This window comes from Thermomonas sp. (genome assembly GCF_047606765.1).
Taxonomy (GTDB): Bacteria; Pseudomonadota; Gammaproteobacteria; order Xanthomonadales; family Xanthomonadaceae; genus Thermomonas.
Genome location: NZ_JASGED010000136.1, coordinates 1 through 11,953, shown reverse-complemented (window position 1 = coordinate 11,953; position 11,953 = coordinate 1). Strand labels below are relative to the sequence as shown.

The following is an 11,953-nucleotide window of genomic DNA, read 5'->3' as shown; positions in this document are numbered from 1 at the left end:
GTCGGTCTGCACGCCGATCACCAGTGCCGCGTCCAGTCCGTGGATCGAGGCCAGTGCGCGTGCGGTGTCACCGGCGCAGCCGCAGCTTTCGCCCAGGTCGAACCAATCCATCGAACGGCTGAGGTAGAGGTAGCAGTTGGGGTCGTAGCGGCGCACGAAGCGGCGGGCGTGGCCTTCCAGATAGCTTTCCACCTCGAACTCCAGCCCGAACGGGTCTTCGTCGTCGCGGCGGTCGGAGTCCAGTCGCACGCGGCCGAAGCGCCCGTCCCATTCCAGCGCGGAGCGATAGGTGATGACGCCCAGCTTGCGCGCCATGCGCATGCCGGATTCGGGATACGTGGCGTCGTCGTAGCGGCCTTCGTTCCAGTTCGGGTCAAGCCGGATTGCCTCGCGCTGCAATGAACGGATGGCGATGGAGAACGGCAGCGCGCGCGCTGCGCCGCAGATGTTGACGTGGCGACGGGCGATGCCGGGATGCCGGGCCAGCAACGCAAGCGCCACCATGCCGCCCATCGAATTGCCGATCACGCAGGCGAGCTGCTGGATGCCAAGGCCGCGCACGACGGCGGCAGCGGCATCGGCACCGTCTTCGACCGAAAGCTCCGGGAAGTCGAGCCGATACGGCTGGCCGGTGGCGGGATTGGTCGATGCCGGGCCGGTGCTGCCCTTGCAACTGCCCAGCGCGTTCACGCAGACCACAAACCAGCGGCTGGTGTCGATGGGCTTGCCGGGGCCGATCATCCATTCCCACCAGCCGGGCGCGGGGTCGCCATCGTTGGCGGCGGCATGCGCGTCCGGCGACAGGCCGGTGAGGATGAGGATGGCGTTGTCACGGGCGGGCGACAGCGTGCCCCAGGTCTCGTAGGCCATGCGCGCGCCATGCAGCGCGCCGCCGCGCTTCATCGAAAAAGGCGAGGGCAGGGCGAACCAGCGGGTGCCGGGTGGGATGAATTCGGTCATGTGATGCCGTCATCCCGGCGGAAGCCGGGATCCAGTTGCGGATTTTGACGTGCAAGCGGGGTCGCGCAAAGGCTGGATTGCGGCTTTCGCCGGAATGACGAGCGAAGCAGCGCTTATTTGCCGATCACCAATTCGATGGGCGCATCGTGCGGCAGATTCACCCGCGCAGGCTTCGAGTCGATATCGCCGTCCTGACGGTTGGCTTCGCCGCTTGCGGACAGGCGCGCGGACACTTCCACTTCGGCAAGCTGCGACAGCTTCTGCGTTGGCATCGGGCTGTCGGCATCGTCCAGAGTGACGGTGAGTGGCAATTCGGAAACGCGATGCTTCTCGGCAGCCACCGGCATCGGCGGGCCACCGGGGATGCGTGCGATGACGAAGACCGTGGCATCGCCGCGCAGGCGCACGCGCGAAGCAAAATCGGGATCGAGCGCTACCTTCACCGTCAGCGCAGCAGCGGCGGGCGGTGAAGTTTTGTCCGGCTGCGATTGCGGCAGCGGCGGCATGCCGGCATCGGCGCGGGCGTTGTCGATTTCCTTGCGCAGGCTGGCAGCGGTGGCGGCATCCACCTGCGCCAGCAGCGGTTCCCACGTCGCGGCTGCGTCCGCATGCTTGCCGGCCTGACGCTGGGCGATGCCCATGAACCAGCGCGCGCGCTGGTGACCGGGCTGTGCGGCCAGTGCGCGTTGCAGCAGCGACTGCGCCTGCGCATCGAACAGCCGCGTTTCGTGCGCAAGCGCCCGCGCCTGCGCCGCTTCGGTCAGCAGGTCGGCATCGTCGGGGGACAGCTCCACCGCCTTCGCCAAGGCGTCACGCGCATCCTCTGCGCGTTCTTCGCGCTGATAGGCCTGTGCCAGCAGCCGCCAGCCTTCGGGCTGGCGCGGGTCGCGCTGCAGTTCCGCTTCCAGTTGCGCGATGGCGTCGCCCAGCGTTTCAGGCGTGGTGGCCGCGCCGGGCTTCAGCGCGTTTGGCGTGCCGATCAGGGCGTACAGCAATGCGGTGGAAGACAGCACCACAACGGCGATGCCCATGGCTGCGCCGCGCACCTGCCGCCACAGCGGGCGCAGCAACACCGCCAGCACGGCGATGCAGAGCAGGGCAGCGAGTGCGATGAAAACCGTCATCACCACTCCTGTCCGTCATCGCTGGTGATGGCAGTGTTCGCCTCCGGCTTGCGCCTGCGCACGATGGCGACCACCACGCCCGCGCCCACCAGCAGCAACAACGCCGGGCCCAGCCACAGCAGCACGGTGGCGGCTTCCAGCTTCGGCTTGTACAGCACGAACTCGCCGTAGCGCTGTACCAGATGTTCCTTCACCTGTGCGTCGCTGCGGCCTTCGCGCATCAGGCCCAGCACTTCGCGGCGCAGTTGCAGCGCGATCAGTGCATTGGAATCGGCCAGCGACTGGTTCTGGCACATCACGCAGCGCAGTTGCGCGGCCAGCGCGTGGAAACGGGCTTCCTCGGCGGCATCACGAAATTGCAGCGGCGCGGCGTCGGCCTGCTGGCCGGCCTGCGCGAAGGCGGGTAGCACGGCCAGCCACAGCAGTGTGGCAAGCATCAGTTTGAATCCGTCATTCCCGCGCAGGCGGGAATCGATGGACTTTCGCTTTTTTGCGCCGGTATCAAGAGCAACGTCCATGGATTCCCGCCTACGCGGGAATGACGAGCAAGGCAGCCTGCGTGGAAATGACGGGAAAAAGCGACGGATGGCCATGTTCATCGCTCGGCCTCGATTTTCGCGACCAGCGGCAGCAGTTCCTGCGCGATGATTTCATCGGTCAACGGCCCGACGTGCTTCCAGCGCACGATGCCCTTGCCATCGACCAGGAAGCTCTCCGGCGCGCCGTAGATGCCCCAGTCGATGGCGGCGCGGCCTTCCACGTCGGACAGCACCACCATGAAGGGATTGCCGAATTGCTCCAGCCAGCGCAGCGCGTCGGCGGGCTCGTCCTTCCAGTTGTAGCCGACCACGCGCAAGCGCTTGCTTTCGGCGAAGCGGGTCAGCACCGGATGCTCGATGCGGCATTCCACGCACCAACTGCCCCAGACATTCATCAGGAAGGGCTGGCCGACCAGATCGGACATCGACACCTTGTACGCAGGGTCGTGCAATACCGGCAGGACGAAGGCAGGTGCCGGCTTGCCGATCAGCGGCGAAGGGATGGCGTCGCGATCCGGTTTGCGGCTCATCCACACGCCTGCCGCCAGCAGTGCGGCAAGCAGGACGAAGGCGACCAGCGGCAGCCAGCGCGAGGGTTTCATGCGGTCTCCTTGCGGGCGGTGCGGGAGGCTTCGTTGCGGAAACGTCGATCCGTGGCGGTGACCAGCCCGCCCAACGCCATCAGCAGCGCGCCCGCCCAGATCCAGCGCACGAACGGCTTGACGTGCGCACGCAGCGCCCAGGCATCGTTGCCGAGTGATTCGCCCAGCGCGACGTACAGGTCGCGGGTGGGGCCGGGCAGCAGCGCGGCTTCGGTCATCACCTGTCCGCCGGCCACGTAGCGGCGTTTTTCCGGATGCACGGTGGCGATGCGGCTGCTGCAATCGCGCAACACATCGACCGTGGCCTTCTCGGATACGTAGTTGGGGCCGCGATGTTCCTCGACGCCGCGCAGCACGAAGCAATAGCCGCCAAGTTCAACCCGCTCGCCGATGCGCACCGCTGCTTCGCGTTGCAGGTTCAGTCCTTCGACCAGCAATGCACCGACCAGGAATACGGCGATGCCGATGTGTGCCAGCGACATGCCCAGCATTTCGCGTGTGAGCCGCGCGCCTTGCATCCGCCAGCGCGACCACAAAAAGCGCAAGGTGCCGAAACCAACCCACACGCCGCCGATCACGCCGAACGCCGCCTTCCACTTGCCCTGCGGCGCAAGCAAGAACGCGGCGATGCCCAGCACCAACGCCAGCGCCGCCCACGGAAGCAACAGTTTCAGCGGCGTTGCCATCTCCTCACGCTGCCAGCGGGTCAGCGGGCCCAGCGGCACCAGTGCCGCCAGCGGCGTCATCAGCAGCGTGAACATCAGCGCGAAATACGGCGGGCCGACCGAAATCTTGCCCAGCTCCAGCGCATCGGCCAGCAGCGGGTACAGCGTGCCCAGCAGCACCATCGCGCAGGCACAGGTCAGCAGCAGGTTGTTGAGCAGCAGCAGGGTTTCGCGCGAACCGGCGGCAAAGGGCTTCGCGCCGGCATCGGTATCCGGTGCGCGCAGCGCGTACAGCAGCAGCGAGCCGCCGATGACGATGCCGAGGAAGATCAGCACGAACAGCCCGCGCGAAGGATCGGCGGCGAACGCATGCACGCTGGTCAGCACGCCGGAACGCACCAGGAAGGTGCCGAGCAGTGACAACGAGAAAGCAGCGATCGACAGCAGCAGCGTCCAGCCCTTCAGGCTGCCGCGTTTCTCGGTCACCGCCTGCGAATGCAGCAGCGCAGCGCCGGCCAGCCACGGCATGAAGCTGGCGTTTTCCACTGGATCCCAGAACCACCAGCCGCCCCAGCCGAGTTCGTAGTACGCCCACCAACTGCCCAGTGCGATGCCCAGCGTCAGCAAGGCCCATGCAACGTTCGTCCAGGGGCGCGTCCAGCGTAACCACTGCGCGTCGATGCGGCCTTCCAGCAGCGCGGCGATGGCGAAGGCGAACGGCACCGCAAAGCCGACGTAACCGGCGTACAGCATCGGCGGATGCACGATCAGGCCCGGGTCCTGCAACAGCGGGTTGAGGTCGCGGCCCTCGGCAGCGGCCGGCAGCAGGCGCTCGAAGGGATTGCTGGTGAAGATCAGGAAGGCGAGGAAGCCGACCGCAACGATGCCCATCACGCCCAGCACGCGCGCCACCACCACCGGCGGCAAATCTCTGGAGAAGCGCGCCACCGCTGCCGTCCACAGCGCCAGCACCAGCGCCCACAGCAGCAGCGAGCCTTCATGCGCGCCCCAGACTGCGGTGTAGCGGTACAGCACGGGCAGCAGCGAGTCGGAGTTTTCGGCCACGTACTGCACCGAGAAATCGCCGCCAACAAAGGCATGGGTGAGGATGGCGAACGCCAGCCCGACCAGCGCCAGTTGCAGATAGGCGGCGGGGCGGGCGACGGCCATCAGCGGGCCGATGCCACGCTGTGCGCCGAGCAGCGGCAGCAGCGCCTGCAGCGCGGCAACCAGCAGAGCGAGGATCAGCGCAACCTGGCCGATTTCAGGGAGCATGGCGCGATGATCCTTCCCTCTCCCCGCGCAGCGGGGAGAGGGTGCCGAAGGCGGGTGAGGGGGGCGCTTTGCGCGATGCGGGAATGCCCCTCATCCGCCCTGCTGGCACCTTCTCCCCACGAGTGGGGAGAAGGCGATGAAATACATGGTCTGGAATCAATTTCCCGACTCCACCGGCACTGCCTGCACATCATGCTTCTTGTGCGCCACGCCCATCTTGTCCGCCACTTCCTTGGGCATGTAGGTCTCGTCGTGCTTGGCCAGCACCTCCTCGGCCACGAAGACATTGCCCTGCATGCGTCCGGTGGCGACCACGGCCTGCTTCTCGCGGAACAGGTCGGGCAGGATGCCGGTATAGACCACCGGCAAACGCGCATCGCCGTCATCGACGTCGAAATGCGCTTCCAGCGAACCCGGCGCGCGCTTGAACGAGCCTTCGGCCACCATGCCGCCCAGCCGGAAACGCGCTTTGCCGTTGCTCACTTTCGGGCCGGCTTCACCGCTCAAGACTTCGTTCGGGGTGTACAGATAGGCCACGTTGCGTTGCAGGGCCATCGCCACCAGCGTGATGGCGATGCCGGCAGCGGCCACCAGCATCAGCACCAGCCACAGGCGACGCTTGCGGGTCGGGTTCATCGCTGCAATTCCCGGTCGGGTGCCGGCGCTGCCTTGCGTGCATCGGCGCGAAGCAGGCGCTGGCGCGCGGCGTGCAGGGCGGCGCGGATCTGCAACTGCGGCACCACGAAGTCCCACAGCAGCACCACGGCGAACACCGCATAGGCGGCGATGACGTATTCGCGATAGCTCATCGCGTGCCTCCGACGGCCAGCTTCGCCACCCAGTCCTTGCCGGCTTCGCGGCGCAGGTTGTCGGCGCGCGCGCGCTGCAGCAGCGAGGCCATGAACCAGCAGGACAGGCCGGCGAACATCAGCCAGAACGGGGCTTCCATGCTGCCGTGGATTTTCGATTCGCCAAACACGCTGATGGTCTGGCCCTGGTGCAGCGAGTTCCACCACACCACCGAATACTTGATGACCGGCAGCAGGGCCACGCCGACGATGGCCAGCATGCCCGCCGCGCGTGCGGCGTTGCGGCGGTCGTCGATGGCCGCGTACAGGCCCATCACGCCCAGATACAGGAACAGCAGGATCAGTTCGGTGGTCAGGCGCGGATCCCAGTCCCACCAGGTGCCCCACATCGGCTTGCCCCAGATGCTGCCGGTGGCAAGGGTGATGAGGGTGAAGCCGGCACCGACCGGCGCGCAGGCCATCGCCAATATTTCGCACAGCTTGATCCGCCAGATCAGCGCGATGGCCGAATACACCGCCATCGCCGCGAACACGGACATGCTCAACATCGCGGCCGGTACGTGTACGAAGAAGATGCGGAAGCTGTCACCCTGCTGGTAATCGGCGGGCACCACGAACAGGCCCTGCCACAGCCCAAGCGCGAACAGCAGCAGTGCCGCCGCGTACAGCCACGGCGACCAGCGGGCGGCGAAGCGGTCGAAGTACGGGGGCGAACCGAGTTGGTGGAACCAGCGGATCAGCGGGGACATCGGGGCCTGTGCGGTAGCGGCGCACAGTGGCCGCGAAAACCTGCGGAAGTTTACCAGCCCGTGCGCGGGCCGGCTTTGATGCGGCAATGGTCGCGCCATGCGCCGGCGCAGACCTTGATCCGGGTCAATTGTGGGCGATGCGCAGGGCCGCAGCGGCTGTCAGCGGGGCCAGCGCGAGTGCCAGCACCAGCCCGGCACCCAGCAGCAGCAATGCGCCGCCGGCATCGAATCCCTGTGCATGGGCGCTGACCGCGCCGGCACCGAACACCAGCACCGGCACGTACAGCGGCAGCGCCAGCAGGGCCAGCAGGATGCCGGCACGGCGCATGCCCACGGTCAGCGCGGCCACCACCGCGCCCAGCAGGCTGAGGATCGGCGTGCCCAGCAGCAGCGAGAGCATCAGCACCGGCAACTGCGCATGCGGCAGATGCAGCAGTTCGCCCAGGAGCGGCACCGCCACGATCACCGGCAGCGCGGTAGTCAGCCAGTGCATCAGGGTGCGCACCAGCACCAGCCACCACAGCGGTACCGGCGCGAGCATCCATTGCTCCAGCGAGCCGTCTTCGGCATCGCCCCGGAACAGGCTGTCCAGCGCCAGCAAGCCGGCCAGCAGCGCCGCCAGCCACAACACGGCAGAGGCCACGGGTGCCAATGACTTTGCATCGCCACCCAAACCAAGCGCGAACAGCACCACCGTCAGCAGCGCGAACAGCAGCGGTTGCAGGGCATCGCCACGGCGCGCCCACAGCAGGCGCAGGTCGCGGGTGACAAGTGCGCGGGCGGCGGAAAGCATCATTGCCGATCCTCTCCCTCTCCCTCGCTTGCGGGGGAGAGGGGTGGGGTGAGGGGGAGCAGCTTCGTGCGCACCGGCGGAGCCGCATAGGCACCGTGGGTGGTGATGAGGGCCGCGCCGCCGCCGCGCAGATGCGCCTGCACCATGCGGTTGACCAGATTGATGCCGTCAAGGTCGAGATTGGCGTAGGGCTCGTCCAGCAGCCACAGCGGCGCGGGCGACAGCCACAGCCGCGCCAGCCCGAGCCGCTTCTTCTGCCCGGCGGACAGCGTGCGCAGTGGCGCGTCCTCATAACCACCCAGGCCAACGATGCCCATCGCCGCTTCCGGCGATTGCGCCTTGCGCCGGCCATGCAGGCCACACAGGAAGGTCAGGTTTTCCAGCGCGCTGAGGTCCGCCTTCAGCCCGGGCAGGTGGCCCAGATAGGCGATGAAGCGTGCGCGTAACTCCGGACGGGCCGGCTGGCCGTCGATTTCGACATCACCCGCATCCGCCCTCAACAGCCCGGCCAGCACCCGCAATAGCGTGGTCTTGCCCGCGCCGTTGCCGCCTTGCACCAGCAGCGCCTCGTTCGCATCCACGGCGAAATCCAGCAGCCCGAACACCGGCGTCTCGTTGCGGGAGAACGCCAGACCGCGCACGGCAAGCAGGGGACTGGCGGAGACCTGCGCTTCGGAGGCCTGCTCTTCGGAGACGTGTTCTTCGGACATGCGCAGCGATTCTAACCGGCATGGACTACCGGCACGGCGGGATTCCGTACACTTCGGCATCCCCATCGCCATCCGTGCATCGATGCAGCCACAGACCAAATTGCCGAAGGTCGGCACCACCATCTTCACCGTGATGTCGCAACTGGCCGCGCAGCACGGCGCGGTCAACCTTGGCCAGGGCTTCCCGGACTTCCCGGTGCCGGCGCGTCTGGTCGACGCGCTGACGCGGGCGATGCAGGCCGGCCATAACCAGTATTCGCCGATGACCGGCGTGCCTGCATTGCGGCAGGCCATCGCCGCCAAGACCGAGCGCTGCTACGGCTGGCGACCCGATGCCGATGCCGAAATCACCGTCACCAGCGGCGCGTCCGAGGCCATCTTCGATGCCATCCACGCGGTGGTGCGTGCAGGCGAGGAGGTCATCGTCCTCGATCCCTGCTATGACTGCTACGAACCGGCCATCGACCTTGCCGGCGCGAAGGCGGTACACGTCCCGCTCGATCCTGCGACCTTCGCGCCCGACTGGAACGCGGTGCGCGCGGCGATCACGCCGAACACGCGCATGCTGATGGTCAACAGCCCGCACAACCCGTCCGGCGCGATGTTCAACGCCGCCGACATGCAGGCGCTGATCGACATCCTGCGCGGCACCGACATCGTGCTGCTCAGTGATGAGGTCTATGAGCACATCGTGTTCGATGGTGCGCGCCACGAATCGGCGTTGCTGTACCCGGAGCTGCGCGAACGCGCCTTCGTCATTTCCAGCTTCGGCAAGACCTACCACTGCACCGGCTGGAAGATCGGCTACTGCATCGCGCCGCCCGCGCTGTCCGCCGAGTTCCGCAAGGTGCATCAGTACAACACCTTCTGCACCTTCGCCCCGGCACAGCACGCGCTGGCGGAGATGATCGAGCAGGAGCCAGGGCATTACGAGGAACTCGGCGCGTTCTATCAGGCCAAGCGCGACCGCTTCCGCGAACAACTGCTGACCACCAAGCTCAAGCCGCTGGCGGTGCCGGGCGGTTATTTCCAGATTGCCGATTACTCGGCAGTCAGCGATCTGGACGATGTCGCGTTCTGCCATTGGCTGACCACCGAGCACGGCGTCACCGCGATTCCGTTGTCGCCGTTCTATGAAACCCCGCCTGCCGGCCAGCGGCTGGTGCGGCTGTGCTTCGCCAAGAACGAGGCCACGCTGGATGCGGCGATCGTGCGGTTGCAGGCGCTGTAGCATTTGCTCGTCATTCCCGCGAAAGCGGAAATCCATGGACTTTGATTTTCCAAGAGTAAACGTCCATGGATCCCCGCCTGCGCGGGGATGACGGCAACAATTTCCATGGAATGAAGAACCATGCAAAACCTCCGCGTCTCCATCGTCCAGGGCGCAACCCGCTGGCATGACCCTGCGGCCAACCGCGATTACTACGGCGGGCTGATCGCGCCACTGCACGGCACCACCGACCTCGTGGTGCTGCCGGAAACCTTCACCAGCGGTTTCTCCAATGACGCCATCAGCAAGGCCGAAACCATGGACGGCCCGACCGTTGCATGGATGCGCGAACAGGCAGCCAAGCTGGATGCCGCCATCGCCGGCAGCGTGCAACTGCGGACGGAGGCAGGTGTGTTCAATCGCCTGCTGTTCGCCACGCCCGACGGCAAGTTGGTGCATTACGACAAGCGTCACCTGTTCTCCTTCGCCGGGGAGCATGAGCGCTATACCGCAGGGCAGGCGCGCGTCATCGTCGAATGGAAGGGCTGGAACATCCTGCTGCAGGTCTGCTACGACCTGCGCTTCCCGGTGTTCTCGCGCAACCGCTTCAACGCCGGTCGTCCGGAGCAGCCCGACTACGATCTCGCGCTGTACGTCGCCAACTGGCCTGCCGCGCGCAGCCATCCGTGGAAGACCCTGTTGCGCGCGCGCGCCATCGAGAACCTGTGCTATGTGGTGGGCGTGAACCGCGTCGGCACCGATGGCAACGGCCTGCACTACAGCGGCGACAGCGCGGTGATCGATTTCCTCGGCCATGCTGCCAGCGAAGCCACCGACTATGAAGTGGTCGCCACCACCACCTTGCAGGCTGCGGAACTCGCCGCGCATCGCCAGCGCTTCCCGGCGATGTTCGATGGCGATGCGTTCGAACTGAAGATGTGAGGACTGGACGCTGGCGTGCTGACGGCGCGCTTGCGTTCACCGTTCCAGAATGATGTTCCTTCAACCAGACCGGGAGTAGATCGATGTCCAGCGTCACCCTGAAAGGCAACCCCGTCCGCGTCGGCGGCAACTTTCCCACTGCTGGCAGCAACGCGCCTGCGTTCAAGCTGGTGGCCGTTGACCTCAGCGACAAGGCACTGGCCGACTTCGCCGGCAAGCGCAAGGTGCTGAACATCTTCCCCAGCGTCGATACCGGCGTGTGCGCCGCGTCCGTGCGTCATTTCAACAAGGACGCAGCCGGGTTGAACAATACCGTTGTGCTGTGCATCTCCGCCGACCTGCCGTTTGCGCAGGCGCGCTTCTGCGGCGCGGAGGGCATCGACAACGTGACCATGCTTTCGACCCTGCGTGGTCGCGAGTTCCTGCACGACTACGGCGTCGCACTTGAAGACGGCCCGCTGGCTGGCGTGGCCGCACGCGCGGTGGTGGTGCTGGACGAACACGACAAGGTGCTGCACGCGCAACTGGTGCCGGAAATCACCGAAGAACCGGATTACGCAGCGGCGCTGGCTTCGCTGGATTGAGACCGCCGACCGGCGTTGAATGATCTGTAGGTGCCGAGCTTGCTCGGCACGGAGACGCATGCGGAGCAAGCTCCGCATCTACATGGCAGATCGCAATTCATGCGGGGCGAACCCCGCCATGTAATGAATCAGTCAGTGCCGCGTTTCAAGGAACAGGGGTCATTCCGGCTTTCCTGATGGCAGCCTTGTCGAAGCTGTAAACCGTGCCGCAGCCCGCAGCGGTGCAGGTGCAGGCAAGCAGGCAGTCGGCGAAATCCCGATGTCCCGCCGCGAACATGCGCAACGCGCGCGCGACGGTGGCGGGCTGCTCGACCAGCAGTTCCTTGCTGCGCAGCAGCCCTTCCAGGGTGTCATGCACCACGTCGTGTGACGCGGCATAGGCGGATTCCAGCACCCACACCAATTCCACCAGCGCCACCAGGCTGACGAAGCCGGGATTTTGCGCGTCCAGCGATTCGATCAGGCGCGTCGCCTGCGCGGATTGTCTGGCGTCGTCCTGTGCCAGATAACGCACCAGTACGTTGGTATCCAGCCCGATCACTTGTTGCCGGCCTGCGCCGCCCGTTTGCCGATGGCGGCGTTCATGGCCTCGATGCTCACCGGTTTTTTCGGCTTGGCGATGCGGCCCTTGAGGCTGCGCACCGAATCGGTGGCAGCCGCCAGTTCGAACCGCCCATCCTTGGTGGGAATGAAGTCGATCCGGTCGCCCGTGTTCACGCCAAGCGCGGCGCGGACAGCGGCAGGAATGGTGATCTGGCCCTTGCTGGTCAGGGTAGCGGTGGACATAGCGCGGCCTCAATCTGTTCCTTACTGATGGTAAGGATTTTGATGCAGCGCCGTCAATCGCAGGGTGCGAGGGTATGCGGAGCAAGCTCCGCATCTACATCGGTATCTCGCGGTCCAAGCGGGGCGAACCCCGCGATGAATCAATCAGCGCGCGCCGCCGCGCGGGCCGCGACCGCCACCGCCGGGCCTGCCGCCTGCGGGGCGC

The 11,953-nt window shown here is 66.3% G+C and carries 15 protein-coding genes; 3 read left to right on the top strand and 12 right to left on the bottom strand.

What is annotated here, in order from left to right; all coding sequences use genetic code 11:
- The 10 genes from metX to ccmA form a co-directional block, all read right to left on the bottom strand.
- Window positions 1–960 (bottom strand): homoserine O-acetyltransferase MetX (metX, locus tag QM612_RS12670; RefSeq protein WP_415254248.1); only part of this gene is annotated, 960 nt, incomplete at its 3' end.
- 113 nt (window positions 961–1,073) lie between these two features.
- The gene (locus QM612_RS12665; protein ID WP_415254247.1) at window positions 1,074–2,084 is read right to left on the bottom strand and encodes a tetratricopeptide repeat protein; all 1,011 of its coding nucleotides are present in this window, start codon (window positions 2,082–2,084) and stop codon (window positions 1,074–1,076) included.
- Window positions 2,084–2,524, bottom strand: a complete 441-nt coding sequence (locus tag QM612_RS12660) for a cytochrome c-type biogenesis protein (protein ID WP_415254249.1) — start codon at window positions 2,522–2,524, stop codon at window positions 2,084–2,086. Before QM612_RS12660 ends, QM612_RS12665 begins: the two co-directional genes overlap by 1 nt.
- 155 nt (window positions 2,525–2,679) lie before the next feature.
- The gene (locus QM612_RS12655) at window positions 2,680–3,225 is read right to left on the bottom strand and encodes a DsbE family thiol:disulfide interchange protein (RefSeq protein WP_415254246.1); all 546 of its coding nucleotides are present in this window, start codon (window positions 3,223–3,225) and stop codon (window positions 2,680–2,682) included.
- Window positions 3,222–5,165 carry a heme lyase CcmF/NrfE family subunit gene (locus QM612_RS12650; RefSeq protein ID WP_415254245.1) on the bottom strand — a complete coding sequence of 648 codons (1,944 nt, stop codon included), beginning with the start codon at window positions 5,163–5,165 and terminating at the stop codon, window positions 3,222–3,224. The genes QM612_RS12655 and QM612_RS12650 overlap by 4 nt, the downstream gene beginning before the upstream one ends.
- A 156-nt stretch (window positions 5,166–5,321) precedes the next feature.
- Window positions 5,322–5,801 carry a cytochrome c maturation protein CcmE gene (ccmE, locus tag QM612_RS12645; RefSeq protein WP_415254244.1) on the bottom strand — a complete coding sequence of 160 codons (480 nt, stop codon included), beginning with the start codon at window positions 5,799–5,801 and terminating at the stop codon, window positions 5,322–5,324.
- Window positions 5,798–5,974 carry a heme exporter protein CcmD gene (ccmD, locus tag QM612_RS12640; protein WP_415254243.1) on the bottom strand — a complete coding sequence of 59 codons (177 nt, stop codon included), beginning with the start codon at window positions 5,972–5,974 and terminating at the stop codon, window positions 5,798–5,800. Before ccmD ends, ccmE begins: the two co-directional genes overlap by 4 nt.
- The gene (locus QM612_RS12635; protein ID WP_415254242.1) at window positions 5,971–6,723 is read right to left on the bottom strand and encodes a heme ABC transporter permease; all 753 of its coding nucleotides are present in this window, start codon (window positions 6,721–6,723) and stop codon (window positions 5,971–5,973) included. Before QM612_RS12635 ends, ccmD begins: the two co-directional genes overlap by 4 nt.
- 124 nt (window positions 6,724–6,847) lie before the next feature.
- Window positions 6,848–7,516 (bottom strand): heme exporter protein CcmB, encoded by a 669-nt coding sequence (gene ccmB, locus QM612_RS12630; protein WP_415254241.1) that lies wholly within the window; start codon window positions 7,514–7,516, stop codon window positions 6,848–6,850.
- On the bottom strand, window positions 7,516–8,226 hold the full coding sequence (gene ccmA / locus QM612_RS12625) for a heme ABC exporter ATP-binding protein CcmA (protein WP_415254240.1): 711 nt from the start codon (window positions 8,224–8,226) through the stop codon (window positions 7,516–7,518). Before ccmA ends, ccmB begins: the two co-directional genes overlap by 1 nt.
- Before the next feature lie 82 nt (window positions 8,227–8,308).
- On the opposite strand from ccmA, the gene QM612_RS12620 reads away from it, so the two are divergent.
- From QM612_RS12620 to tpx, 3 genes are all read left to right on the top strand, one after another.
- On the top strand, window positions 8,309–9,457 hold the full coding sequence (locus QM612_RS12620; RefSeq protein WP_415254239.1) for a pyridoxal phosphate-dependent aminotransferase: 1,149 nt from the start codon (window positions 8,309–8,311) through the stop codon (window positions 9,455–9,457).
- Window positions 9,458–9,577: 120 nt separating this feature from the next.
- Entirely contained in the window at window positions 9,578–10,378 is an 801-nt protein-coding gene (locus tag QM612_RS12615; protein WP_415254238.1) for an amidohydrolase, read from the top strand.
- A gap of 83 nt (window positions 10,379–10,461) precedes the next feature.
- Window positions 10,462–10,962 (top strand): thiol peroxidase, encoded by a 501-nt coding sequence (gene tpx, locus QM612_RS12610; RefSeq protein ID WP_415254237.1) that lies wholly within the window; start codon window positions 10,462–10,464, stop codon window positions 10,960–10,962.
- Between the two features lie 145 nt (window positions 10,963–11,107).
- Here the strand turns inward: tpx and QM612_RS12605 are convergent, their stop codons facing one another.
- Together QM612_RS12605 and QM612_RS12600 are read right to left on the bottom strand one after the other, a co-directional pair.
- On the bottom strand, window positions 11,108–11,503 hold the full coding sequence (locus QM612_RS12605; protein WP_415254236.1) for a PIN domain-containing protein: 396 nt from the start codon (window positions 11,501–11,503) through the stop codon (window positions 11,108–11,110).
- Window positions 11,500–11,748 (bottom strand): AbrB/MazE/SpoVT family DNA-binding domain-containing protein, encoded by a 249-nt coding sequence (locus QM612_RS12600; protein ID WP_415254235.1) that lies wholly within the window; start codon window positions 11,746–11,748, stop codon window positions 11,500–11,502. Before QM612_RS12600 ends, QM612_RS12605 begins: the two co-directional genes overlap by 4 nt.
- Between the last annotated feature and the right edge of the window lie 205 nt (window positions 11,749–11,953).

Coding starts and splice junctions, on each gene's coding strand:
- ccmD (WP_415254243.1), bottom strand. CDS start 5,974: ATGAGCTATCGCGAATACGTCATCGCCGCCTATGCGGTGTTCGCCGTG.
- QM612_RS12615 (WP_415254238.1), top strand. CDS start 9,578: ATGCAAAACCTCCGCGTCTCCATCGTCCAGGGCGCAACCCGCTGGCAT.
- QM612_RS12600 (WP_415254235.1), bottom strand. CDS start 11,748: ATGTCCACCGCTACCCTGACCAGCAAGGGCCAGATCACCATTCCTGCC.
- tpx (WP_415254237.1), top strand. CDS start 10,462: ATGTCCAGCGTCACCCTGAAAGGCAACCCCGTCCGCGTCGGCGGCAAC.
- QM612_RS12635 (WP_415254242.1), bottom strand. CDS start 6,723: ATGTCCCCGCTGATCCGCTGGTTCCACCAACTCGGTTCGCCCCCGTAC.
- ccmB (WP_415254241.1), bottom strand. CDS start 7,516: ATGCTTTCCGCCGCCCGCGCACTTGTCACCCGCGACCTGCGCCTGCTG.
- ccmA (WP_415254240.1), bottom strand. CDS start 8,226: ATGTCCGAAGAACACGTCTCCGAAGAGCAGGCCTCCGAAGCGCAGGTC.
- QM612_RS12655 (WP_415254246.1), bottom strand. CDS start 3,225: ATGAAACCCTCGCGCTGGCTGCCGCTGGTCGCCTTCGTCCTGCTTGCC.
- QM612_RS12620 (WP_415254239.1), top strand. CDS start 8,309: ATGCAGCCACAGACCAAATTGCCGAAGGTCGGCACCACCATCTTCACC.
- QM612_RS12665 (WP_415254247.1), bottom strand. CDS start 2,084: ATGACGGTTTTCATCGCACTCGCTGCCCTGCTCTGCATCGCCGTGCTG.
- QM612_RS12650 (WP_415254245.1), bottom strand. CDS start 5,165: ATGCTCCCTGAAATCGGCCAGGTTGCGCTGATCCTCGCTCTGCTGGTT.
- ccmE (WP_415254244.1), bottom strand. CDS start 5,801: ATGAACCCGACCCGCAAGCGTCGCCTGTGGCTGGTGCTGATGCTGGTG.